The organism is Armatimonas sp., from assembly GCF_043757465.1.
Taxonomy (GTDB): domain Bacteria; phylum Armatimonadota; class Armatimonadia; order Armatimonadales; family Armatimonadaceae; genus Armatimonas.
Window position 1 is genome coordinate 64,224 of record NZ_JAYVPL010000145.1, and the last position, 24,206, is coordinate 88,429.

The following is a 24,206-nucleotide window of genomic DNA, read 5'->3' on the forward strand; positions in this document are numbered from 1 at the left end:
GTGGTGTAAGCTACTGGGGAGACAGTGAAATGGAAGGATTTTCGAGCAAACCTATGATGAGCCCGATAACAATGCGCCGCACGCTCGCTTCGGGGGCACTCCTGCTGACTGCAGGACTTACCCTGATGCCGGGCCATGCCTATGCCCAAACTCCGAGCAATGTACTGCTCTTCCCCGCCATCGTTGATGGTGACCGGTCTGAGAGTACAAAACTTGCTGAAGAAATTGTGACCGAGGCCGTTCGTAACCAGCTGGGTAAGCTGGGGATCGCGGCGGTGGTCTACACCAAACGTCTCCCTAGTGTCCAACGTGCTCTTAATGAGAGCGATAAGATTCTCACCGAGAAAGATGTCGAAAATGGACCGGGCGACGATAATCGGAAAGCACAGCGCTTCGCCGAAGTTGTGGGAGCATCTGAGTATGTCACTGTCTTTGTAGATGGTTATACTTTTGATGCTGCTAGCCGGACGGCCAAGTTTAACCTGAGTGTCTCGCGCTATAACACCCAAAATGGTAAAGCGATGGGAACCTTTGCGAAGCCTCAACAGGGAATTGCTCCGTCAGATGTTCCTAAAGCACTTCATGAAAGCTCTGCCATGGCGCGTGCTGCAGAGACAGGTGGCCAGCAAGCAGGTGCTGCTCTGTTCCCCCAGGCTGCGGCTTTGGTGATTAAGAACCAACAAGTAAAGCCCCTAGGGACGAAGCGCTCCAGCGATAAGAACATTGTGACGATTTTTGGGGCGTTGCTAGGAGTTCTTTACTTCTCCACACGTTAAAAAATCTAGGACGCCCCGCTGCAAATCTGAAGCGGCGGGGCGTTTTTTTATTCTAAACCAATCGTGGACTATCTACCTCTCCTCACTCTCGTACTCGCCGCTACAAATACTTTCCCACTAATCGCGGTAGATCTCAAGCCCGAGAAACCCGTGATACGTGCAGATGGACGAAGCACCAGTGTTATTGCTGCACGGGTCTTTGATGACCGCGGTGCCCCCGTGGCTGACGGAACGCGGGTGCAGTTCTCGACGACACTGGGACGCCTAGACACCCAAGTTGCTGAGACGCGTGGTGGTTTTGCGCGAGTTACGCTCACCGCTGCCGATCAACCAGGGACTGCCACCATTACGGCGAACTTGGAAGCCGGTGGAGCCGTTCCAGCACGCGCCCAAGTCGCTTTTAGCAACGATACACAATCTACAGAGCTGACCAATCAGTGGCTACGGTTTACCGGGAGTGTCTACGTCTCCTTGGCGGTGCTGAGCCCGGCGCTGCGCATTGTTGACGTGTTAGGCAAGACCCACGATGCGCGCGCTAGCTACGGGGATGTCACCGTCTCCGCTGATCATATTCAGTACCGTTTGGGTGTGCCAGTGGTCTACGCCGAGGGCAACGTTGTCCTCGAAGTTGGGAAAGTGCGCCGTCGGTACTATCGCATTGCCTTTGACCTACTACAACAAACGGGATTCGCGGAGACAGCAACAGGGCGCATAGAGCTTGGTCGCGGTTTGCAGGAGATCGCATTGCCGCCCACGGAAGCTGCCTCCTGGCAGTTTATGGATCTTGGAGCCGCCCCTCTGGTAATTGCTGCACGCTCCATTGCTCTCAATCAGGAAGGGATGGTTCAGTTTCGCCAAGCAACCTTTTATTTGGAGGGGCAGAAAGCCTACTCGACTCCGTATCACATTATGACTCTACGGCAACAGTCACTTTATCGAGAGCAGTTGGTTGGCGTGGGAGCCAGTGGTATGTGGCTGAACTTACCCTACTACTTCAATGTTCAGCCGCGTGGAGTGGGGACTCTCTTTCTAAGGCGAGGTGCTCCGTTTGGCTCATCGGTGTACTCCCAGCGGCAGGGTTGGACTCTCGACATGGAGCAGTCCTATAACAGTGCAGGGGCGATGGAGGGGCAGCTTCAGGTCTTGAACCTTGCCAGTACGAACCGGGGACTTAGACTCCAGCATAATCAGAAGCTGGATACAAAAACCGATGCGAGCCTCTTCATGGACTTGATCGGGGGACAGAATCTATTTGGTTCCACCCAGATTGGACACAACTTCCCCGCATTTCGGGTCAATATGAGCGCTGCCCTAAATCGTTACCGTGGCTTCACCGACACAACCACGGGGTTGGGAGTTCCTGCGAGCGGCGACTGGCGCGTCCAAACAACGGCGGAGTCCTATCCCAGGCTTCTGGGGCCTAAATCTGGGGTGCACTATGCACTAACAGCGGCACATACGGACCAGCAGTTTTTTGGTGGGCAGAATGCTCGTGGGGCAATTCAGTCGCAGAACTTGGGAACGCGCTTCTATGCTAACCCACTTAAGCTCGATCCACGCACATCACTGACACAGTCTGGAGTACTTGGCTATACCTGGGTGGAAGCGCCCGTTGGAACCAGCGGGATTGGGAAATCGGGAGTCTCTGTTCAGACAACGACAACCGTGGCACAGCCGGTGCGCTGGCGTGCATTGCCTCTGGGGACGTTCCAAGTGAGCTACGATTACTTTCAGACACCGCCCCTCTTTGTTGCCGCTGGGATACCTTCTGGAACCGCTCCAGGAACGACGCCCACAGTGCCCATAGTGATTCGGCAAGGGCGGCAGCGGCTAAGCGCCACGACATTCCTGAACCAGGGCGACCGCTGGAATCTCTCCTTGAGCGGCTCACGGGGCTTGGACGCGTTCCAGAGTACGCTCTACACCGAAGCGCGAACTCTGCTCAAAGGCCCTTGGTATGCCCGCGTGCGGCTGACAGATACGCAGTTTTCGTCCGTGGGCTATACTGATCTGGAATACGCACTGATTCGGATGGTCAATGGGCGAGAAGTGGCGCTCTACTACTCCACGACGGCGCGCCGCTTCCAGCTTGACTTGACGGGCCTGAGTTTCTAAAACTTTAGCTTCTAGAATTTTTCCTGGGGGCCAAGGCGACGTAGCTTCTTGATCGCACGGAGCTCAATTTGTCGGACACGCTCGCGGGTGACATGTAGCTGCTGTCCTACTTCTTCTAGTGTGCAAGGTGCTTCACCTTCTAGGCCGAAGCGCATACTCAGAACCTCACGCTCACGCTCGGAGAGCTGCGAGAGGACGCCTTCAAGTTCCTCCCGACGAATCAGATTCATCGCCACATCGGAGGGAGTGGGAGTGGACTGTGCTTGCAGGAAGTCGCCGAGCTGTGAGGACTCTCGATCCCCAATCGGTGCTTCCAGAGAGAGGGGTTCCGAAGCGGCCCTCAATATCTCGTCCACACGCTCGGGGGGCATGGCAACTGCGGCGGCGATCTCTTCCAGGCTAGGCTCTCGGGCAAGCTCCTGCCGGAGACTGCCTGTTGTTCGGGAGATTTTATGGATCATGTCCGCCACATAGACAGGGATTCGAATAGTTCGCCCCTGATTGATAACTGCGCGGGCGATGGAGCGGCGAATCCACCAGGTCGCGTAGGTCGAGAAGCGGAAGCCACGGTCGGGGTCGTACTTCTCGACCGCACGGATCAGCCCGATCGTGCCTTCCTGAATGAGATCCGCCAGAGCGACACCCGGAACGGAGTAGCGGCGTGCCACCGAGATCACCAGTCGCAGGTTGGACTCAATCAAGATGTCTTTGGCGCTTTGATCCCCCCGGGCGACGCGGTGTGCCAGAGAAACTTCCTCCGGGGCCGTCAGGAGCCGCGACGAGCGCGGGTGGCCTAGATAGCGCCGTAGCTGCTGCTCGTGCTCCCGAGCCTCGTCGGCGGATGCACTCGACTTTTCTTCCTCAGGGTCGCCCGCAAAAGAATGCGGGGGAGCTGAAAAATCGTCTTCGTCCCCGCTGAGGGGGGACGAGAACTCCCGATGCGGATCGGGTGAAGAGGTCGCACGGCCACGGGTCATCGTGGAGAAGACCGGGTGATCCTTGAGAGGGAGGGTTCCCATCCTGGACATTCTTGACTTAGCCTTAAACTTCCGTCTGCGGTAATAGGGGGCGTGTCCCGCCACCCTCTCTATATTAAACAGCAAAAACAGGGGAAATGGTTCCCCTTTTGGAGACTATTTTATCTCTGGTTTCAGAGCCTTTCAAGGCCCTCGTCCAAAAACCGGTTGACATCGTCTGGTCGTGCCTGCCCCTTGGCTTCCTTCATGACCTGGCCGACGAGAAAACCCTTGCTCTTGTCGTTACCTGCCTTGATTTTTGCGACGATATCGGGATTGGCAGCCAGCACGCGCTGGACGATTTCCTGGACGGCGCCCGCATCCACTACTTTGATGCCACGCTCCTGAATGAGCTGCTCGACACTCTTACTCTGCGCGTGCATGGAATCTATCAGCTCTTTGCCGATCTTACCGGTGATCGTGCCTTTCCCAATGGCGTTCACCAGCCCGGCCAAGTGCTCCACCGTGATAGGGGTGGCGTACACCGGCTGGCTAGCCGCGTTGGCAAGGCGAGTTAGATCTCCAAGCATCCAGTTGGCAACGAGCTTGGGATCGGCGCGCTGAGCGGCAGCCTCGAAGAAATCCGCTGTGGCACGCTCGCTCACTAGCTGGGCGGCATCGGTGCTGGGAAGGCTGTACTGCGCGATAAAGCGGCGCTTGCGGGCGATGGGCAGCTCAGGGAGGTTAGCACGCAAGCTCTCGATGTACTCAGGCAGAAACTCGATGGGAATCAGATCGGGCTCCGGGAAGTAGCGGTACTCCTGCTCGCTCTCTTTAATGCGCTGCAGGACGGTCTCGTTCTTTTCGGAGTCCCAGCCGAATGTCGCCTGGAGCACGGACTCGCCTTTCTCAATCGCGGCGATCTGGCGCTTGGCTTCGTACTCGACACCTTGCTGGACAAATCGAAACGAGTTGAGGTTTTTAAGTTCGGTCTTGGTTCCGTAGACCTCGCTGCCCTTCTCCCGAACCGATGGATTAGGCTCCACACGTAAGCTTCCCTGCTCCATCTTGCCGTCGCTAACGCCCAGATAGAGCAGAATCGAGCGCAGTGTCTCGGCATAGAGCCGCGCCTCCTCGCCGCTCTCCACATCGGGTGGGAAGTCGGTGACGATTTCCATGAGCGGCACTCCGGCGCGATTGTAGTCCATCACGGAGTAACCCAGATCGTCTACGTGCTGCGACTTGCCGGTGTCTTCTTCCAGGTGCACGCGGGTGATCCGAATCTTCTTGAGGCTACCGTCGGCTTCCTCGATCTCCAGCCAGCCATTGATCCCGATGGGCGTATTGCCGTACTGGCTGACTTGGTAGCCCTTGGGCAGATCGGGGTAGAAGTAGTTCTTGCGATGGAAGATCGTCCGCAGCGTGATCTCGCAGTTCAGCGCCAGTGCCGTGCACACGACCTGCTCCACGGCTTTTTTATTGAACACCGGCAACGTCCCTGGGAGGCCGAGACAGATCGGGCAGCAGCGGGTGTTGGGCTCACCCCCAAAGGCGTTTTCACACCCACAGAACATCTTGGACTTTGTCAGAAGTTCGGCATGGCACTCCATCCCGACTGAGACCACATACTCAGGCATGGGGCTATTGTATCGTGCCAATCAGCGGGCGGCTAAAGCAGCCCGCTGTTGCGACGAGACCCCTAAATGGGCCCTATCCTCCCATCGGGCGCAGGCCGCTGGCTTCGGCGCTCTTGCCCTCGTTGGCGTGGCCACTGGACGAGGCAGGGGCGTCGCTCTCGGGCTTGCTCTGGCTCTCGGGCTTGCGGCGCGGGGCTTGGAGCGTGGGCATCTGGCCTGGCGGCGCGACCGTGGCATCGGTTGGTCGCGTGGGTGTGGGAGTGGCTTTATTAGCCGAGGCGGTGGGTGGCGGCGCAGCGCCTGCGGGGGGCGGGGGGCCACCAAGACGAGTGAGGGCGGTGCGTGCGTAGGTAGACTGTGCGCCGTTCGGGAAGCGCAAGAGCTGCTCGGTGTAGAGCTTGATCGCCTCGGGTTTGTCGCCCATGCTCTGCTCATTGAGCCGCGCCAGTCGCGCCCAGACCATCTCGGTATCGGGGCTGCGGTCGTCAAACGAGAGCACGCGACGCATGAGCTGGTCGGCCTGGCCAAAATCGCCCTCGTGCTCCTGGCGAGCAGCTAGGCGCAGGAGAATCCCACTGGGAACCTCGCCCGGGCCGCTGCTGAGCAGGAGCGCCAGCTTGGTTACCGTGTCGGCGTCGCCGCTCTGGACGAGCTTATCGGCTTTCTCCAGAAAAAGAGAGCGAGCGAGCGGAGCGGTTCCTCCCAGAGTTCCAAAGAGCGCCTTCTGGCAGAATGTCGTCACCAGGTCCAAATTGTCGGGCTCGCGCTGCACCAGCGCTTCGAGATCCGGTAGCGAGAGCGAGCGGTAGTCACCGCCGAACTCGGAGCGCATCGCCTGCGCGTCAGAGGCTTCCTCGGTGTCACGCCGCGCCCGGAGCGCCATTACCAGTAGTAACCCCGCGCCTGCTCCGCCGATATGCGCGAAGTTGGCAACCCCATTGGAAAAACCAGCCGTCGTTGTCAGGAAGCCTTCCAGAATGTCGAAGCCCAGGTAGTAGAGGATCACCCACTGCGCCTGCCACTCCGAGACGGGGCCCAATCCGGCGGAGTAGCGCCACCAGTTCCAGCCCCAGAAGATGCAGATGCGGGCGAACGGGAACAGATAGAGATAGGCACCGGCAAGCCCCATGATTGCCCCGGATGCGCCCAGACTGAACTGTTTCGGGTGGAAAAGCCCAACCATCACCTCATGAAGCCCAGCGCCTGCCAGCCCGCAAAGAAAATAGACCAGCAAGTACTTAAGAACGCCAAGGCGGCCCTCGACAGCCGCGCCAAAGAGCCAGAGAAAGAGCATATTGCCCAGCAAGTGCATGAGGCTCCCATGCAAGAACATCGAGCTGACCATGCGAATCGGGGAGAAAGTATCGTGGGAGATCGCCCAATCCTTAACAACACCCTCTTTGGCACTGAGCAAATACTCGCTGGTAAAAATATAGATCAGTGTGTTGACGGCGATTAAGACAATCGTGGCATAGGGGAAACTCTCTGGCGGGTTTTTAGCGCGGTATGGAATCATAGACTCAGCCTCCTTGAGTGAACAGACCTATTATAACAAAGAATGGTTGCATAAGGCGGTGGATAAAACGATCATTTTCTTGCCTGATCCTAAAGATTGTGAAATGAGGATTGTACGGGTAAACTTCCCAGAGAGGGCTTATGACAACCAAGGCGGGGCCAATATGGAATGTTTTTTTACTTGGCGAAGTAGAGGTACACGATGCTTCCGGGCAACGCGTTCTTTTCTCGGGGCGTCACGCGGAGGCGCTCTTTGCCTATCTTTGTCTTGAGCCGGGGAAAGCTCACACGCGGGAGGCTCTTGCAGAACTCCTCTGGCCCATCCAGGAGCTGACAAGTAAACGTACCCGCCTGCGTCAGGAGCTGGCGGTGCTGCGGCGTCTCTTTGGGACGGAAGAAGAGGGGGGGGCGCTTCAAATCACCCGTACGACGGTCGCTGTGGTGCCTGAGCGCATTCTAAGTGACTGGGCTGGTTTTCAGGTCGCCGCTTGCCAGCTTGGCTCGCCCCACGAAGAGCAAGCAGTTGTCAGGATCCTTGACCTCTATCGGGGGCCACTACTTACCGGCCACGATAAGCTGGTGAATGGGCACCGAAGTGAGGTGGAGGAGATCTTCGAGAGAGCACTCTGGCGGCAGGTTTTCTGGGCACGTGAGCACCGGAAAAACACCGACGCGGTGACCGCACTCCAGCGGCTTCTGGTGCGCGATCCTCTTAATCTTGCGGCCAACACCGAGCTTATGCGCCTCTACCAGGCTCAGGGACAGTCTGGAGCCGCACGGCGGCAGTACCAAGAAGCGGAACGGGTCTGGCAGGAAGTTCTGGGTAGTGCTCCTCCCGCCGTCCTAACAGAGTTCTTACAGCCTCTAAGCCAGTTTCCAGCGCTTCCTGTAAGTCCCATCGCTCTTCACCGCACTGGCTTTCTCTGGCTGGTGGTTCCCTTGTTTTTATTAGCAGCGGCTATCCTAAACCTGGCCCTTTGGAAAAAGTCCCCTCCTTCCCCCAAGCTTTCCGAAAGGGCCAACATCGCCTGGTACTACCTGGATCACCCTGAGCCGGGTGAGAAAAAATCACAAACGGAGGCGAGCTCCGAGGGTTTTGCGGTGGCGGCACTCCGGGATGGTAGGGTCTGTGTGGCGGGGGTCGTGGACACCGAGAAAGAGGATGCGGATATCCTGGCTGTCTTCTTCGCGCCCGATGGCACACTTCTCAAGCGAGATCGTTTCTCAGGGCCGAGCCACGACTGCGACCGGGCGCTTTCCGTGGCGGCAGGCGAGCCGAAATGTTTTTACGTCGCGGGAGAGTCCTACTTCCCAGAAGCACCCGGCCAGCCTGAAGGCTGGCGGCTCACTCTGCTCAAGTACGGTGGCGAGGGTAACCGGCTCTGGTCGCGCTTTTCCCCGGAACGTATCCATAACGACCAACTTGTCCGGGTGGTCAGCGACGGACAGGGAGGAGCCTATCTCGGGGGGACAGCATTGGTAGCAGGCAAGCGGCAGTTGCTCTTGCTCCACTATGCTGCCAATGGTAATCTGCTTTGGAGCTGTAGGACCACCGTTACAGGCAAAGAAGCCGTGTTCGGGGGGCTCTGTACCAACCCGCGCGGTGAGGTTTTTCTCGCCGGGACTGTGTCCGCACCGAACAACCCCAACACGGACTGGCTTATCGTTGCCTACAACTCAGGGGGGCAACGTCTCTGGCAAAAGACGGTAGATGGGCCAGGTCATGGTGCCGATAAAGCGGGCGCGATCCAGATAAGTCGCTTCGATCAAGTTTTTTTAGTCGGGACACTACAGTTGGTATCCCCCGCAGGCTCTGTGCTGGCTGTGGCACGTTACTCAACCTCCGGTGAGTTGCAGGGAACCTCATGGGACTCTGAAGTGCAGCCTGATCTGCGGCTGGAGAGTGCCCATCTCTCCAGTAATGGCCAGCGTCTGGCAGTGGCGGGGCAGTTTACCCACGCGGATGGCGGTGTTGAGTCACGGGTCGTGATGTTCGATGAGGTAGGGCGCCTGCGCTGGAAGCTCCCTCTGGTCGCACGGAAGCCGGATCGAAGCATCGCCGGGCCACGGGTTCTCGCCGATGCAAACGGCGCTGTGTGCGTTGCTGCGAATGTGACACAACAAGTGATTTTCAACCTTGAGGTTAACGGTGATACGGCATTTTTTCGTATTAGTCCGGCAGGCGTTCTGCAAGAAACCCAGCGCTTCTCCTCCGAGGACGGACACCCTGTAGCGGATCTGGCCGCGGATGTCAACAATGCTCTCGGTCAGGTTGATCCGTGTCCCCCCGTTCTCGTCGGTCAGCGCCATGAGCTGGGTAAACAGGCGGCTCTGCAAGTGATTTCTCTGATTTTTCGTGCCAATCCCTAAAATTTACGATTGGGAAATCAAAATTTACGCTAAATTTACGCAGTCTTTACGACTTGATACTACCTCGCTCTGATATGCTTACTACAGCCGATTTCGCCCATCTACTCTAATGAGGAGAGGGCAAATGCTTTTCAACAAAGAGGTTTTTCCATGAATCAAAAAGTGATGGTAATGACTGCTGTGGCTTTGGCAATATCTGCTCTCGGTGCATACGCCGTAATGAGTGCTCAAGTTCTCAATGGAAGTTTTGAAGCGGATCCACGTAATCCTTTTCCTTCTGCTGTGACGAACTGGACACTGGGAGGATTTCGTTATGTAGGAGTCGAGAACATGACATCCTATTATGGAACCACACCTCCGGATGAAACAAGAATATTGACCTATAACAACGGACAACGTCCTTCGGGATCGTCAATTAGTCAAGATTTAACGACGGAGATTGGTAAGACCTATGATCTAAAGTTCTATTTTGGAAACTTTGGCTATGGGATTAGCACTCAGATCATGAATGTTTCCGTGGATGATGTAGCCAATAATCAAAATCTCATAAGTCAGGTTTTTGTTGATTCTACGGCAAGCGATCCTCGTTATGATCCTTTGGCACTGACCCTCTGGAATGATGTTACTGTTCGATTCCAGGCGAGCTCCGCCGTGACACGTATTCGCTTAAGCGATAACGGCTCAAGTACCAACGCCACCGACCTGTTGTTGGATCGGGTTCGTATTGAGGAGGTAGACACGGCTCCACCTATCATTGAGGCGGCTGCAGATAAGACAACCCTCTGGCCACCCAACGGAAAAAATCACACCGTCACGATCACAGGTTCGACCGATGACACAGGTTCAGGGGTGGCCTCCGTGACCTGGGCGCTCAGCGATAGCTACGGGGAAATGAGCGGTGGAGGTTCCCTGCCAAGCGGCGGGTCTTTCTCTCTACCCGTGGAGCTGCTCGCCTCACGCCGTGGCAACGATCCGAATGGACGGGTCTATACCATCACTATCACCGCAACGGATGGGGAAGGCAATGTGGGAACACGCACCGTTCAGGTGACCGTTCCTCACGATCAGGGGCACTGATTTTCTCGAGCGAGGAAGATTCAGTGAACGGGGATTCCAGCAGAGAGCTTGTGCTCCAACTCTCTCACCTTGAAGTCAATGCCCTGCTGGCAATCCTCTTACGCGCCCCGGAGACGGAGAGCACACCGGCAGCTCTGATCGAAGTGCTCCTGCACAGAGTGCTACGGGCTCTATCTCAGGCCATGATCGAAGCTTAATGGTTGGCAGTTTACAAAAACGGGATTTGAAATGATGAAACAAGACACTAATACTAAAAATTTTCAGCGTCGCGAGTTTCTGCGCCTATCAGGAGGAGCCCTTGCAATCGCTGGCCTGGGTACCTTGACAGCATGCGGCGGTGGCGGTGGGGGAGATACTGAGGAGCAACCTCTTACTGATGGACAAGAAGGATTGGTGGGAGCTGATGCGTTGCTCTTTGATTCGGCGGAGACACTTCCTCCAGTTAATCTGGCTGCGGTTGTACTAGCAGATGGAACCACTCTCGCCGAATTGGCGGGGCGTACCGCACAACCACCCAGTGTGCGCAAAGATAGCCGCAAGACCACGCGAGTGGTAGGTCGAGCGGAAACAGCAGCAAAAACCCCTGAACAATATAAACGAGATTTTATTAAAGGTATGACCGAAAAAGGTAATTTCCTCATTGATCGTTCCAATCATAAGTTTCTTAAAGATGATATTGGGCAGAAACAAAATGGCTTAGCGTATGTATGGGGTGGACGAGATATTACGAAGCGTGCTAAAGCAACTGAAAACGCAGGATGCTGCACTGAAATGTTATATGGTTTGGACTGCTCCGGTTTAATTTATGTATGTGCTAATCATGCTGGTGTGCCTTTGCCTTCTAAAGTTCAAGCTAAGACACTGGTTATCCCAGAAACCTGGAATAAAATATTGCCACCCGAATGGAATCTTCGTATGGTCATTTTAGAAGATAGTGATCGTTATCAAAATGGCGATATTATTGGTACTACTGGGCATGTCGGTTTCTTTGCTTTTGATAACCCATCGATGATTTCCATTATTCAGAGCAATGGTAATACGGGATGTGATAATAATGGCAAAGTAATAGAGACTGAGTGTGAAAAAATGTACGGAACTGGCCGTGGTCCGAGACGCATCAAATTCTCTGAGATAAAGTCTTACTTTTTAACAGATGTAAGAAATACAAAGCGTTTGCGCCTTGTTCCTAAAGTTACATTTCTTGTTGAATTGCGATGGGGTGCACAACCTGACATGGATTTACATGTTATTGAACCAAATGGAACTCAGGTTTTTTATGATAATCTTAAAGGAACTTCAGGTGAACTGGATTTTGATGCTACAGAACCTGGTGGCACGGAACATTATCGTCCTAAAACTGGACTAGCCGATGGTATTTATAAAATTGGTGTCAATTATTTTGAAGGCATAGGTCCTGAAACCGCAAAAATAGTTATTACTGCTGGTGCTGAAACGAAAAGTTTTAGTAAAACGTTCCAAGAAGCACGTGGAAAAGATTATAATCTTAAACCTGAAATAGTAGCAACGGTGGAAGTAGCCACAAATAAAATTACGGGCGAAGCAAAAATCGCGATAAAACCCGCATAGTGGATAAATAGTCGTCATGAAAATTTACGAAAGCTAAATGGAGGTAAGGAAATGAAATTCAATAAAGGGTTGTTAAGCTTAGTCTTTGTTACAGGGATGGTACTTGTATTTTGTGGTTGTGGCTCTGCTGGTAAACTTAATCTCGGATCCATTGTATGGACGATGGATGGCACGGATGCTAATCGTTCAGAAGGTTATATCTCATCCACGGCGAACTCAACGTTTATATCTGGTAAGTTGAAAGATGGAGGCAGGGTCGCAATTGGTGTTAGTCCAATTAGTGGGGTAGGGATTTTCGAGCCAAATGAAGAGATGTATGCAAATAGTAATTATGTTACATATGATGATAGTAGATCGCGTTCTGTTCAAGAAAAATTGAGTGAGGTAACTGTAAATGTTACTTCATATGAAAATAATGGTAAAACTGCAAACATTAAAGGTACTGTTAAAGGGAAGAAAAAAAAATCAAACGGCAAGATTATTGACATTATAGGTGATATCAATGCTGTTGATATCGGTGCTTCAAGTGTAAGTGGTGGGACAGGTGGTGGATCATATAAAGGAATCTATTCTGCACAAGTTGCATACTTATTGTCGAAATTAGATGCATCAGGTATTTATTACAAATATCCCAAAAATGCTAGTGATACTACCCTCGTTGCTCCTAATACCACTGGATTAGCTAATCCTTGTATTAGGGATGGAAATATTGCTGGTGCTATGGCAAAAGCGTGGGGGGCCGAAGCATCCGCTCGGATTGGTTCTTCAAATGCTACGAGCTATGCGCTGTCGATGATGGAAGACTTGCGAAGTGCTGCTGAACTTTGTAGTAATGCACCAACGGTAGGAACCGGTACCTGCTCTACATTGTCTTATGTTAGTTGTGCATGGTTAAGTGCCAATACAAAAAGTGGAAAATAGTTGAAAAAATTTATAATTAGAGCAAGGGCACCAAATTAGGATTAGCAATAAGGCTGTTGTTGGCGTTGGAAAGGTTTCAACGGAGCGTCCCTTTATCCAACCACAGCCTAAAAAACATAGCCCATCCGTACCGTTATTTTAGTATCTGATATGTCTGAAAGATTTGAAATTGATAATTAAAGTTTGGGATAAAAAATTTGCAACCATTTTAATATTCTTACTTATATCACTTTCTGCTTGTGGTAGCGGTAGAAATAGTCGACAATCGTTGATAAGAAACAAATCTGTAGTTGTTGAAAATGATACAGGTGGGAAAATTGGTACGTTTCTTATAACTCAGAATTTTACAGAAGATTATAATACTGCTTCTATTTCAGCTTCATTCAAAAATGAATCTGTTAAGAAGTTAAGTTTTGATTATGAAATTATAGGTGATACGTCTTTTATATTATTCTATGACTATTGGAAATATGAAGGTCATCTTGATCTTGTTATTGATAAGCAGAACGTTGATATAGGAGTTATAGCTTCTTCGACTATTCGTGTAGATGGCCAATATCCTACTAGGCTTAATGTGACATTGAAGAATGTTACCTATAGTGATTAGGTGAGTAGTTAAATAGGCCTGTCTTCAGTGGAAGTTGCACTTACCGGGCGTTGGTGAACTTGTCGGTGGTGCGGTGGCCGTCTTTGTCGGCTTCGCCTTTGAGGAGGTGCAGGTGGACTGTGCGGCCCGGCGTGAGCTTGTCAAAGAGCGCCGAGGAGCCGTCGGCGATTTGGACGATGCGTACTGCGCCATCGTCGCGCTTGAGGGTGAGCTTGCCGTCTTTTTTCTCGGTGACTTGGCCGGTCCAGGTGCTCTGGCTGTCGTTTTTGGTCTGCTCGGCGGCGGCGGCGGTGTCGGCGATGTGGCTGGCGAGCAGGCTCCCCGACGGCGACGAGCGGGCGATCACGGCGACGGGCGCTTCGGCGAGAAAGTCCGACGGCTTGGCGGGCTTGCCGTTTTTGATGAAAATTGTCTTCTCGGAGACACGGAAGCGTGTGGTCTTGCCATCTGCGCTCTTCGCGTCTAGGTTGGTCAGCGACGAAGTGACGACGGTGCCGGTGTAGATCGCTGTCGCCGTTTTTCTAGTTTCGGCGGCAGTGGCGGCATCTTTGAGGGTTTTGAGGACGCCTTCGGTAGGCTTATCCGGGCGGATTGAGAGGCGTGCGGAGACGTGGTCTTTGATCATAAAGTCGGTCAGCTTCGCGATCTCGTTTTTCCTGGTGAAAGCGGCATCGGCGGGGATAGTGACGGCAATGCTTGAGGTGCGATTATCGGGCTGGAGAGTCAGGGTGTTCTTCTCGGCACTCAGCGCGGTGATAACTCCCACGACGGTTCGGGTCTGCGCGGCGGGGCGCTTGGTGCTCGTGCGCTGTTGTACCTCCCCCGCCGCTGAGACGGCGACCCCTCCGGCTTCGCGAAGGGGTTGGGGAGCGACACAGAGCAGAGTGAGAAGAAAAAAGGCGTTCATGAGGTTTATTTTACCGAGCGGTGCTTGATACTGTCGAAGATATAGACGATAATCGCAAGCCAGACGGTTCCTAAAAGTGCGGCGCGGTGCCAGGGGATGGGCTCCGGGGCGATAAGCTGGCCCATGATAAACGTGATGGTGGGCCCCAGATACTGAAGCAAGCCTAGCGTACTGAGGGGAACCCGTGTGACAGCGTGGCCAAAGAGCAGGAGCGGCGCGACGGTCACTGGGCCGGTTCCGATAAGCAAGAGCGCCTCGCGGGGGCTGCCCAGTGCTGCGTGCCGCCAGAGCAGAAAACCTAGTGCAAACGGGAACGCCACCGCCGTCTCCGCCGCCAGCGCGACGGTGCCCTCCACTCCGATACTCTTACGCACAAAGCCGTAGAAGCTCCAGAGAAACGCGATGAGCAGTGCTGCCCACGGGAAGACACGCAGGTCGCCCAGGAGCGGGAAGAGGAGCGCGATACCCGCCAGCACAATCGAGACTTTTTGCAGAGGCCGAAGCTTCTCCCCTAAGAAGGCGACTCCAAGAAGCGTGTTGAGGAGCGGGACGATAAAGTACCCCAGGCTCGCCTCCACAAAGCGCCCGTTGGTGGTGAGCCAGATGTAGAGTAGCCAGTTGGCACTGAGCAGAAGCGTCGTGCCCCAGAGCTTGGGCTTGCGGAGCGCGGCTAGAAACTCTCGTCCACGGCGCTGCGAGAGCACGACACCGAGAAGCAGGGGAAACGACCACGCGGCCCGGTGTGCCACGAGCTCCCAGGAGTTATGCGTGCTGAGCTGTTTCCAGAATAGCGGCACCATCCCCCAGAGAACAAACGCCAGAATCCCGGACTGAATACCGGTCATGCGCCGGGGTCCGTGCCCTGATTGATCACCCGCCAGGAGTCGTCTAAAACGGGGCGGGGGAGCTCGCCCTTCTTTGCCTTGTTGGTCCACTGGGCATCCACAATCAGCGCTCGCGCCAGCGCGACGGCTTCGGCGTGGCCTTCGTTGAGGTAGTCCGTTGCCTCTTGCGGCGTCATGATATTGCCCGCGACAATGCGGGGCTTCTCTGAGAACTGCCGCACCCAGCCCGAGAGAAGTGTCTCGGTGCCGAAGTAGCCGCGCCGGGACTCACGCCAGCAGGAGATATCCCAGGCATCTACTCCAGCGGCTTCGAGTGTCTGGAGGAAGTCGCGCAGGCTCTCGATCGTGACGGGGAAGTTGGGCGCTGTGGGATCGTCGGCGTGGACGGAGAACCGGTAGAGCAGCGGAATCTTGGGGCCAATCGCCGTGCGAACGGCTTGCGTCACCGCGACAGGAAAGGCCAGCGGGTCGCCCCACTGATCTTCTCTCTTGTTCACGTCCTGCCGCCAGAACTGGTGGAGCAAGTAGCCGTGCGCTCCGTGCAGCTCCACAAAGTCGCAGCCCGCTTCTACGGAGCGGCGAGCGCCTGCGGCAAAGTCCTCGATAATCTGCTCGATCTCACCGTCTAACAGTGCCCGTGCGGGGTCGAAGCCCTCGCGTGTCCAGTCCGATGCCGAGACTGGCTGCTGTCCGAGCAGAGCAACTTTGCTGGCCGCGCCCCCGTGGAAGAGCTGCGTCCCAAAGAGTGCCCCGTGTGCGTGGGCTACTTCCACGCAGCGTGCCCAGCCCTCCGTGTAGGAGTCGTCCGCGATCCCGACCGCGTTAGCCCAGCCGCGTCCACCCTGCGAGACAAAGACCGCCGCCCCGATTAGCGTGCCTGTGCCACCTGTTGCACGCCGCCGATACCACTCGACAATCCAGTCGGTGATATGGCCGTCGTCCGTCGCTTGATTGAGAGTCATCGGCCCCATCACGATGCGATTAGGAAGTGCTGGGAAGCCATCGCCGAGCGGCAATGGGGAGAAGAGGGAGGTCATGGAGGGAGTTTACCCGGTAAAATTGTCTTATGAGTCTGTCTCCCATCCATCCCCAAGCCCGCCGTGCGCCCCACACGCTCTTTCTGGTCTGGCACGATATTGTCCAAAGTGACAAGCTGGTCTGGTTCGACACGACGGTTGCCGAGTTTGTGGCGCAGCTCACGGCGCTGGAGAAGGCGAAAGCACGGCCTGTGGACTTGCCTCGGGTCGAGCGCTGGCTAACTACGGGCCAGAAACCACTGCCCGAGCGAAGTGTCGTGCTCTGCTTCGACGACAACACGCAGGGGATTTTTGACTTTGCTTTTCCTGAACTACAGAAGCGCGGCTGGCCGTTTGTGGTCTCGGCGCACACGGCATTTGTGGGAGTCCGAACGGGAAAAGCGCATGCCGATTGGGCGGAGCTAAAAGCCATGGCACAGGGCGGCGCGACCATTGCCTCGCAGACGCACTCCCACCCGCCCGACTTACGCGCCTTTTCGGATGCCAAGCTCGCGAAGGAGTTTACGCTCTCCCGGGCCTCGATGGCCAAGCACCTTGGCTCTCCCCTGCGCTACGTCACCTATCCGTCGGGCAAGTGGGACTCCCGAGTGGCGCAAGCGGCGCAGACAGCAGGCTACACGCTGGGGCTCACGGAGGACTTCGGGCTTGCCGAGAAATCCCCGCACTGCCTGGGAATCAACCGCTACTCCACCCACCGCCGCTGGGCCGAGGCGCTACGGGCAGTAGGGCGAATGAAATTACCCCAGCAAGATCCTCTCCAGCTACGTAAACAAAATACCTATAATCAAGGGGAATGAACGAAGCAATCCTGAAAGAGCTACCACAGCCCAAGAAAAAAAAGGCTGTCGTTGCCTCACTTGAGCCGGGGGTTGAGGCTCTTCTCACCCAGCTGGGCTCGGCGGATTGGCAGACACGCGTTCAGTCGGCTGAGCTTCTGGGGGAGATCCAGGAACCTGTGCTTGTCCGGCGCCTTATCCAGAGCCTAGGGGCCACGGATTTTCGTATGCGCCGTGCGGCTGCTGAGGCGCTGGGGCACATGGGAGCTTTTTCAACAGAGGAGCTGCTGGGCGCGCTGACTCATAAGAGTGACCTGGTGCGCCAAGCAGCGCTTTCGGGGCTCCGAGTGGCGGAGAAAGCGGCCTATCCCACACTGATCGTGGCGGCGCAAAGCAAGCAGGTAACCCGTCGGCGTGCCGCTGTTGAAGCACTGGGGATGCTGCGGGTACTGGGAGCTGCTCCTGTGCTGATGGAGTGTCTGCAAGATACCGATACCGAGACACGCTGGCGTGCTGCGGTAGCACTGGGCGAGCTACGGGCGCTTCAAGCCGTTGTGGGGCTGATTGCAGGGTTACAAGATGGGGAAGGGCAAGTACGCTGGGCCGTGGTGACCGCGCTGGGACAGATTGCAGATCGGTCGGCAGTCGAGGCACTGACGGGCTGTCTTCAAGATGAGCTGGAGCTAGTACGCGCTGCGGCGGCTTGGGCGCTGGGCGAAGTGGGGGACAGTCGGGCCGTCTTCGCGCTCACGCCTCTGCTCTGTGCGAGCTCCGTGGATATTCGCCGTGCCGCGATTCTGGCACTGGGGAAGCTGGGGGATCCTGCGGGGCGCGCTCTGGTACTCCCCGCATTGCAAGACAGTAACCTGGAAGTGCGGCTGGTTGCCATTGAGGCGGCCAAGCAGCTCGGGGGCAAGGAGACAGTGCGTGCCCTCGTGCCGCTTCTGGGCGAGCCCGAGCCACGGGTGCGCCATGCCGCCGTTGAAGCACTGAGTGGTATGGGGACTCTGGCTGAGACTGCTCTCAGAGCACAGCTACGCACCGCGACAGGCTGGGCAGCCACCGCAGCGCAAGAGGCGCTCGATCGGCTCTGGCGCGAGCAGCTCAAGGCAGCTTAGCCCCACCCCAAGGCAGCTTAACCCCACTCACGGATCTTTATTTTAACTTTTTCCACGGCATCCGGAGCCACGATCACGCCGGTCGCACCGCGCTCCAGGGCCTCCTCCAGCCCGAGAAGCTGCCCAAATACCGACTCCACACGAATGTAGAGCGTGGGCTGCTCCCAGGGAAGAATCTCCGGGTCTGGGGCGGGAAAGTCACCCGCGAGGGCAACCAGCGTGTCAAATCCTGGGAGGCTTGCACCCAGCGAAGCAAGACGCGGTAGCGCTGCACGCTGATTCTCTTCCTCCAGCTCCGTGATGAGTGTGGTCAGCTCCGTGCGGAGTGTCTCGATGGGCAGAGGGAGTGTGGCGGGATCGAGGCACCAGCGCAGTGTGGAGCGTGCTGCCAGTCGGACAACCCACTCGGGATCTATATCCTCAAAGGCCAGGGCGAGCGCCAGATCACCTCCCCCCACAAGCTCTTGCGCCGCCCAGAGTGCTTCTTCGTCCCAGGGGCTGCCCGTCAAGAGCAGGCCATCCGCGCCCGCCGCCATCGCCGCCTGTGCTTCTTCGAGGTTGGTTGCCTCTCCCCATACCGTGATCTTGAGTCCTTCCGTGGTGAAGGCGGGGAAGTTTTGTTCATCTAAAAGGACGCGGGGCTGGTGTTTTGCCTGGAGACGTGCCACCTCCATTGCGCTGGGCTCCACGGTCACCCGGCCCCGCTCGGGCTCTAGCAGGAGCAGCTCTCCCTCGCCGATTGCCAGCAGTGCCTCCTCGACTCCAGCCAGCAGGACAACCCCCTCGGGCAGGTTTGGTGGTCGGTTGGGGAGGTGCTCACTGATCACGCCATTAAGCGCCGCACCCTCAGGGAGGGGGAGCAGGAGCGCCATGGCCGGGTCTTCCGCGACGAGGATTAGTCCCATCGGGATATCTTCGCGCCGACGCCAGCGATCAAGCTGGATCAGCAGGCTTTCCTCCAGTGTCGCCCGCCCGCTCTCCAGTGTGAGCTTGGCCGCGCGGCCCATCACATGGCCTATCCCAAATCCCTGCCCGCTGAGTGTCTTCATGGGGGCATTTTACCGGCTCAGAGCGTGAGCGTGCTGCCGTCTTCTTCGTCCTCTTTGTCGCCCTTGATGATAGTGCCGATCTTTACGGGAGAGAGAGTCACTTTCTCGGCCCCCTCTTTGAGGATCATGTCGGCTAGGTCGCAGAGAATACGGTCGCCTTTATCGCTGACAGCCAGTACATTGCCAGTCACCACGGCGTGCTCATCGCTGCCGAAGTACTCCAGGCTATCGCCGGTGATGGTCCAGTTTTTCTCTTTGTGGGTGAAGGCGATCTTCACATTGGCGTCGGTGAAGCCACGTTTTTGCTTCCACCAGTAGCGCAGCTTGTCGCACGTGATCGTCACCGGGTTCTTGAACTCTTTGCGCAGCGACTTGACTGTCGCCTTGGGATCGTCGGGCTTGGGCCGCGCGACTATTTTCACGTCGCCGGTGAGATCGGCGTAGCGCAGCTCTTTCTTGTAGTAGGCCACGCCGCTCTCTCCGGTGAGGGTGTTCTGGGGATCATCAATGCGGAGCTTCCCGGGGGCGCTGGCGATTTTATTGTCCTCATTGTAGAGCACAGTATCCGAGAGAAACTTGACATCTTTGTGGGAGAGCTGGGCATCGCCGGTGAGAGTCCAGAGAATTCCCTGTGCGGTGGAGTCTCGCTTCATGAGCTTGCCGTAGGGGTAGTAGTCGGGGTCGTTGCTGTCTTTGGGCTCCAGCGGCTTGGCAGGTGGGATGATTTTTTCAGGCTCCTGCTTGGGCTTGGGTTTAGGGAGCACGACAGGCTTGACTGTCGCGGGCTTTGTCGGCGCGGAGCGCTTGGGCTGGGCATAGAGTGCGGCGGCGCTTAGGCAACCAGCCAGCGTAAGGACAACGGGAAGGAGGCGTTTCACGGGAAGGAGGCGTTTCATAGAATTTCGTCTTGCTCGTCTTTTGTGGCGCGGATGTGGCCCCGGCAGTCTGCCAGGGAGAGGCTGCGCGTCTCGATATTTAGAGTCAGGTCGCGTGCAAAGACTTCATCGCCTTTCTCCGTGATAATTTTGACATCGCCCGGGCAGGTGACCCGCTTGGTGCCCACTTCATAGCGGAGCTGGGTGCAGGTAATCGTGAGGATTCCCAGGGACTTGGGAAGCTCACCGGCAATGACTTTGGTGGGGGGGAGGACTTTTACGGTGATAGAACCCGCTGCCATAAAAGAGCGCACTTTGGTATTGAACGATGCGGTGGGAGCGGAGAGAAGCACACGAACCTGACCGTTTTGGAGGAGTTTAGCGTCGAGCCCCCCCGTGAAGTCTAGTGTGATCTGGTCCGTGAAGGCGGCGGAGGGCGAGGAAAGATACGCACCGGGCTTGCCTTGGTTTAAGAGAGTCGCTTTTAGGCCGCCCGTGAAGCGCATGGTACGTCGGTCACGCTCGGTCTCGATGACGGGGGCGGAGATAACCCAGGCGGGCTGGGCATTTTCGTAGCCGGTCACACGGACATCGCGGAAACGTACGGCGACACTTGCGGCTAGGCGCGGGGCGATGGCGGGAGCGAGAGTGAGGGCACCGCCCAGGCGTACCCGCTTGAGAGCAATGCCGACTCCCAAAGTGAGTAGGATCGCAGCCAGGATCAGTAGGAGGCGCTGGGTTCTTTCATTCATAGGAAATATAGCAACGCCAATAAAAACAAACTCCCGGCAGAGGGCCGGGAGCTCGTATGATGTTACCGAAGGCTTGCCCAGAGCCTTAACACGTGACTAGAAGTCTGAAGGTGGCGGTGGTGGTGGGCCACTCTGGTTCCCGATCTTGATAACACCCAGATCGCGGGACACCCCCCCCGCAGTACTTGGTACAGGGAAACCTGGACTCACCGTATTGTACTGCACCCCATTGACGATGCCAGTGCTATAGAAGTTGTTATTGGGACCAACGACTGTTGCATTAACTGTACCTACGGTGGCGGGAGCATCGAGTGTGAAACTGCCATCGTTTGCTGTAAAGACACTGACTCCATTGAAACTTACCTGTGCACCAGGGACAGGCAGACTTTCATTATTGTAGTCAAGCACGACCCCTTTAAAGGTCGCCCGTGCGGTTGGATTTACGGAGGGGGGGGTGTCAGTACCACCGCCTCCACCACAACCCACAAGCGGCACTACCAAGAACGCGCTAAGCGCAAGGACAACCGCGTAGTGATGGCTCTTGCCAAAAATCATTCCCATCCTCCAAGCCGCCCCATCCAGAGCTAGCCAAAATGACAGTAGAGAGTATAGCCGAAAGTCGGGCCTTTTCGCAACCCGCTCTACTCACTATAGATTGATCATCCTTTAGCAATGTTCCTTCATTCCTCGCAGAGAAAATTTCTGATGTTAGAATACGGTAAACTGAGAGCTATGAGATCTATCAGGCTGCCTCTGTCTACCCCTATTGTTCAGGCACCTCTGGGTGTCTGTGATGGCCCATGGCTTGCGGGCACGGTTTCTCGCGCGGGTGGTCTCGGGACACTGACTCTCTCTGCGCCGTCCTTGGAAGCCACTCGGGTGCGCCTGGCGCGGCTGCGCGGCTATACCACGCGGCCGGTTCTTCTGGCCCTCACTGCCGAGTGGGAAAAAGAGCGGGTGCTGGAGCTCTGTCTGGAGCATGGTTTTCGCCACTTTCAGGTCTTCTGGTGGAATGGAATGCGCCAGGTGCGGCGTATCCATGCGGGGGGGGGGCTGGCTCTCTGGCAGGTGGGGACGTTTGACCAAGTAGACGAAGCCCTCAGTCAGGGGGCAGATGCTCTGATTCTTCAAAGCACCCAGGCGGGGGGGCCGGTGCGCAGCTCGCACACTCTAGAGGAGCTTGTTCCCAGGGTTCGTGCGCTTGTTGGAGCTGAGTTTCCTGTGATCGCGGGGGGAGGTTTGGCAACCAAAGAGGATATTAAACGGACTCTGGAACTGGGAGCGAGCGCCGCATTTCTAGGAACCCGTTTCTTACTCACCCGCGAGGCCAATGCCCCCTTGGTACATAAGCACAGGCTACTTCAGGCTCAGACGCAGCAGCTTACCCTAGACACGCGTCTGGTGGGGCAGTGGCCCTGCTCCCCACGCCGCCGCCTGGGCACTGCCACACTCCCCGATGTCCCTAGCCTCTACGCCGGTGCGGGACTCTCCCAGATTCATGGCCTGCCGAGTGCTGCTGAAGTCGTACGCAGGCTTAGTGCGGGTCGTACGCAGGCTTAGTGCGGGCCTTTGATCTCTTAGTGCGGGCCTTTGACCTCCGTCCACGTGCCGCCGCAAGGGCCGCCCATGGTGGAGTCCGCAAAGCTGACCGGGTTGCCGTCGAAGTCAATGCAGCGGTAGAAGTGCGAGAGCTCCGCTGAGGCTTTGGGGACGTAGTGACAGATAAATGCCCTTCGGAACCGGTCTTTACTCTGATTCGGATACGAGCCGTGGATCACGGAGCCACTGAAGAAGAGGGTGTCACCCGCCCTCATATTGACGGGGATTGCCCCCATGCCCTCCGGAATATCCACGTGCTGGTCGGTGAAAAAGAGTGCCTTATCGGCTGGGCCCGGGCAGAGAACGGGCAGGAGATGCGAGCCAGGCACTGCCACCATCCCGCCATTTTTCTGATCCACGTCGTCTATAGCGGTCCAGGCAGCATAGCAGGTATCCGGGGCCACTCTTAGGTAGTAGTTGTCCTGGTGCAGATCCTGCCCACGTGCTCCCGCGGGCTTGAAGTAGAACATGCTCTGCGCCGCCACAGGCTCCTCGCCCATCAGGAGGCGCAGGAACTCCTGAACCCGGCTATCCAGCATGTAGCGCATCGCGAGCGGCCCCACGGGCTTGTCGGGATGGTTATGGGGGTGCATCATTCGGGGATAAAACGCCAAGGGATCGTCGAGCGAGTAGCCATCTTTCCCCCCGCGCCGAATCTCCGAGAGTCCGTCTACCGGCCCCTCGGCGTTCTGTAGCATAAATGTCGTCTTGATGCTCTCCACAGCCTCGGGAGAGAAGAGGCCAGGCACCACCACGAAACCATCGCGGTGAAATGCCTCGGCCAGTGCGCTTTGATCTTTCATAATGATAAGATACGGCTAGGATTTTCTGAGCACAAGGTCATACATGGCTGAAAAATTAAAAGATCTTGCTACACGTCCTGATGACCACACCCCTTATGCCACTCCTATCGTTACGGGTGTCTTGCAAGGCGATGCACGCTACACCACCTGGCGCACGAGGGGCACCCCCGACTATCTGCTGATGCTGACGCTCGCGGGCCGTGGGCGTGTCGGGCATGCGCGGGGCGACGTGTGCGCTGCACCGGGCGAGCTCGTTCTTATCCGCCCGGGAACACGCCACGACTACGGCACGGCGCGGGGCGCGACCCACTGGGAGCTGATCTGGGCACACTTTCAGCCGCGTCCGCACTGGCTGGAGTGGCTGACCTGGCCCGAGCCCGCCCCGGGGATCTTGCACCTAGTTCCCGAGTCGGCGCTCTGTACCCAGATCGAAGCGGCACTGCGGCTCATGGACAGCTTTGCCCGTAGTGCCGCTCCTCTGCGTGCAGCACTGGCAATGCACAGCCTGGAGGAGGCTCTGCTCGGGTGTGCCTCCGCCTTGCCATCCGCCCAGCGGCACGATGCGCGTGTGGCCGCCGCGATGGCGTTTCTGATTGAAAATCTGGCACTGCCCCTAACACTTTCCGGGGTGGCTAGCGCCGTGGGGCTCTCGGTCTCACGGCTCTCGCATCGCTTCAAGGACGAAGTCGGGATCACGCCGGGGCAGTTTCTGGAGCACGAGCGTCTGGCCCGTGCCTCCCAGCTTCTCCAGTTCACCACGCGCCCCATCGCCGCTATCGCCGAGGAAGTCGGCTTCGCCAGCCCGATCCACTTCTCGCTCCGCTTCAAGAAAGCCTTCGCCCTCAGTCCCCGCGAGTTTCGTCAGCGCGGCAGGTGAAGGTGCG

At 56.6% G+C, this 24,206-nt stretch carries 23 protein-coding genes; 12 read left to right on the plus strand and 11 right to left on the minus strand.

Annotation, left to right across the window (positions count from 1 at the left end):
* Positions 1 to 29: 29 nt before the first annotated feature.
* Together ACH2ED_RS20165 and ACH2ED_RS20170 are read left to right on the plus strand one after the other, a co-directional pair.
* Positions 30 to 776, plus strand: coding sequence for a hypothetical protein (locus ACH2ED_RS20165; RefSeq protein WP_395094525.1), 747 nt, complete (start codon positions 30 to 32; stop codon positions 774 to 776).
* Positions 777 to 839: 63 nt separating this feature from the next.
* Complete coding sequence (locus ACH2ED_RS20170; RefSeq protein ID WP_395094526.1) at positions 840 to 2,891, plus strand: invasin domain 3-containing protein; 2,052 nt, start codon at positions 840 to 842, stop codon at positions 2,889 to 2,891.
* An 11-nt stretch (positions 2,892 to 2,902) separates the two neighbouring features.
* Here ACH2ED_RS20170 and ACH2ED_RS20175 read toward each other — a convergent pair whose 3' ends face one another.
* The 3 genes from ACH2ED_RS20175 to ACH2ED_RS20185 form a co-directional block, all read right to left on the minus strand.
* Entirely contained in the window at positions 2,903 to 3,910 is a 1,008-nt protein-coding gene (locus tag ACH2ED_RS20175) for an RNA polymerase sigma factor RpoD/SigA (RefSeq protein WP_395094527.1), read from the minus strand.
* Between the two features lie 131 nt (positions 3,911 to 4,041).
* Positions 4,042 to 5,484, minus strand: a complete 1,443-nt coding sequence (gene gatB, locus ACH2ED_RS20180; RefSeq protein WP_395094528.1) for an Asp-tRNA(Asn)/Glu-tRNA(Gln) amidotransferase subunit GatB — start codon at positions 5,482 to 5,484, stop codon at positions 4,042 to 4,044.
* A 73-nt stretch (positions 5,485 to 5,557) separates the two neighbouring features.
* Positions 5,558 to 7,000, minus strand: coding sequence for a rhomboid family intramembrane serine protease (locus tag ACH2ED_RS20185; RefSeq protein WP_395094529.1), 1,443 nt, complete (start codon positions 6,998 to 7,000; stop codon positions 5,558 to 5,560).
* A 140-nt stretch (positions 7,001 to 7,140) separates the two neighbouring features.
* On the opposite strand from ACH2ED_RS20185, the gene ACH2ED_RS20190 reads away from it, so the two are divergent.
* The 6 genes from ACH2ED_RS20190 (at position 7,141) to ACH2ED_RS20215 (ending at position 13,561) form a co-directional block, all read left to right on the plus strand.
* Positions 7,141 to 9,369 carry a BTAD domain-containing putative transcriptional regulator gene (locus ACH2ED_RS20190; protein WP_395094530.1) on the plus strand — a complete coding sequence of 743 codons (2,229 nt, stop codon included), beginning with the start codon at positions 7,141 to 7,143 and terminating at the stop codon, positions 9,367 to 9,369.
* Positions 9,370 to 9,519: 150 nt separating this feature from the next.
* Entirely contained in the window at positions 9,520 to 10,446 is a 927-nt protein-coding gene (locus ACH2ED_RS20195) for a hypothetical protein (protein ID WP_395094531.1), read from the plus strand.
* 50 nt (positions 10,447 to 10,496) lie between these two features.
* Positions 10,497 to 10,643, plus strand: a complete 147-nt coding sequence (locus ACH2ED_RS20200) for a hypothetical protein (protein ID WP_395094532.1) — start codon at positions 10,497 to 10,499, stop codon at positions 10,641 to 10,643.
* Between the two features lie 31 nt (positions 10,644 to 10,674).
* Complete coding sequence (locus tag ACH2ED_RS20205) at positions 10,675 to 12,033, plus strand: hypothetical protein (RefSeq protein ID WP_395094533.1); 1,359 nt, start codon at positions 10,675 to 10,677, stop codon at positions 12,031 to 12,033.
* A gap of 51 nt (positions 12,034 to 12,084) precedes the next feature.
* Entirely contained in the window at positions 12,085 to 12,954 is an 870-nt protein-coding gene (locus tag ACH2ED_RS20210) for a hypothetical protein (protein WP_395094534.1), read from the plus strand.
* A gap of 169 nt (positions 12,955 to 13,123) precedes the next feature.
* Positions 13,124 to 13,561, plus strand: coding sequence for a hypothetical protein (locus ACH2ED_RS20215; protein WP_395094535.1), 438 nt, complete (start codon positions 13,124 to 13,126; stop codon positions 13,559 to 13,561).
* A 40-nt stretch (positions 13,562 to 13,601) separates the two neighbouring features.
* On the opposite strand, the gene ACH2ED_RS20220 is transcribed toward ACH2ED_RS20215, so the two are convergent.
* Genes ACH2ED_RS20220 through ACH2ED_RS20230 form a run of 3 tightly spaced genes read right to left on the minus strand, consistent with a single transcriptional unit; the run spans position 13,602 to position 16,350 of the window.
* On the minus strand, positions 13,602 to 14,468 hold the full coding sequence (locus ACH2ED_RS20220; RefSeq protein ID WP_395094536.1) for a hypothetical protein: 867 nt from the start codon (positions 14,466 to 14,468) through the stop codon (positions 13,602 to 13,604).
* Between the two features lie 5 nt (positions 14,469 to 14,473).
* Complete coding sequence (gene rarD / locus ACH2ED_RS20225; RefSeq protein ID WP_395094537.1) at positions 14,474 to 15,313, minus strand: EamA family transporter RarD; 840 nt, start codon at positions 15,311 to 15,313, stop codon at positions 14,474 to 14,476.
* A complete protein-coding gene (locus ACH2ED_RS20230; protein ID WP_395094538.1) occupies positions 15,310 to 16,350 on the minus strand; it encodes a hypothetical protein in 1,041 nt (346 codons plus the stop codon). Before ACH2ED_RS20230 ends, rarD begins: the two co-directional genes overlap by 4 nt.
* A 29-nt stretch (positions 16,351 to 16,379) precedes the next feature.
* Between ACH2ED_RS20230 and ACH2ED_RS20235 the strand changes: the two genes are divergently transcribed.
* Both ACH2ED_RS20235 and ACH2ED_RS20240 read left to right on the plus strand, forming a co-directional pair.
* Positions 16,380 to 17,147 carry a polysaccharide deacetylase family protein gene (locus ACH2ED_RS20235; RefSeq protein WP_395094539.1) on the plus strand — a complete coding sequence of 256 codons (768 nt, stop codon included), beginning with the start codon at positions 16,380 to 16,382 and terminating at the stop codon, positions 17,145 to 17,147.
* A complete protein-coding gene (locus ACH2ED_RS20240) occupies positions 17,144 to 18,244 on the plus strand; it encodes a HEAT repeat domain-containing protein (RefSeq protein ID WP_395094540.1) in 1,101 nt (366 codons plus the stop codon). Before ACH2ED_RS20235 ends, ACH2ED_RS20240 begins: the two co-directional genes overlap by 4 nt.
* Before the next feature lie 17 nt (positions 18,245 to 18,261).
* On the opposite strand, the gene ACH2ED_RS20245 is transcribed toward ACH2ED_RS20240, so the two are convergent.
* From ACH2ED_RS20245 to ACH2ED_RS20260, 4 genes are all read right to left on the minus strand, one after another.
* Positions 18,262 to 19,293: a hypothetical protein gene (locus ACH2ED_RS20245; RefSeq protein ID WP_395094541.1), complete on the minus strand. Its 1,032-nt coding sequence runs from the start codon at positions 19,291 to 19,293 to the stop codon at positions 18,262 to 18,264.
* A 17-nt stretch (positions 19,294 to 19,310) separates the two neighbouring features.
* Entirely contained in the window at positions 19,311 to 20,189 is an 879-nt protein-coding gene (locus tag ACH2ED_RS20250; protein WP_395094542.1) for a hypothetical protein, read from the minus strand.
* Entirely contained in the window at positions 20,186 to 20,920 is a 735-nt protein-coding gene (locus ACH2ED_RS20255) for a hypothetical protein (protein ID WP_395094543.1), read from the minus strand. The genes ACH2ED_RS20250 and ACH2ED_RS20255 overlap by 4 nt, the downstream gene beginning before the upstream one ends.
* Positions 20,921 to 21,016: 96 nt before the next feature.
* Complete coding sequence (locus ACH2ED_RS20260) at positions 21,017 to 21,481, minus strand: hypothetical protein (RefSeq protein ID WP_395094544.1); 465 nt, start codon at positions 21,479 to 21,481, stop codon at positions 21,017 to 21,019.
* A 171-nt stretch (positions 21,482 to 21,652) separates the two neighbouring features.
* Between ACH2ED_RS20260 and ACH2ED_RS20265 the strand changes: the two genes are divergently transcribed.
* Positions 21,653 to 22,480 (plus strand): nitronate monooxygenase, encoded by an 828-nt coding sequence (locus ACH2ED_RS20265; protein ID WP_395094545.1) that lies wholly within the window; start codon positions 21,653 to 21,655, stop codon positions 22,478 to 22,480.
* A 17-nt stretch (positions 22,481 to 22,497) separates the two neighbouring features.
* Here ACH2ED_RS20265 and ACH2ED_RS20270 read toward each other — a convergent pair whose 3' ends face one another.
* A complete protein-coding gene (locus tag ACH2ED_RS20270; RefSeq protein ID WP_395094546.1) occupies positions 22,498 to 23,322 on the minus strand; it encodes a phytanoyl-CoA dioxygenase family protein in 825 nt (274 codons plus the stop codon).
* A gap of 43 nt (positions 23,323 to 23,365) precedes the next feature.
* On the opposite strand from ACH2ED_RS20270, the gene ACH2ED_RS20275 reads away from it, so the two are divergent.
* A complete protein-coding gene (locus tag ACH2ED_RS20275; protein ID WP_395094547.1) occupies positions 23,366 to 24,199 on the plus strand; it encodes a helix-turn-helix domain-containing protein in 834 nt (277 codons plus the stop codon).
* Positions 24,200 to 24,206 lie beyond the last annotated feature (7 nt).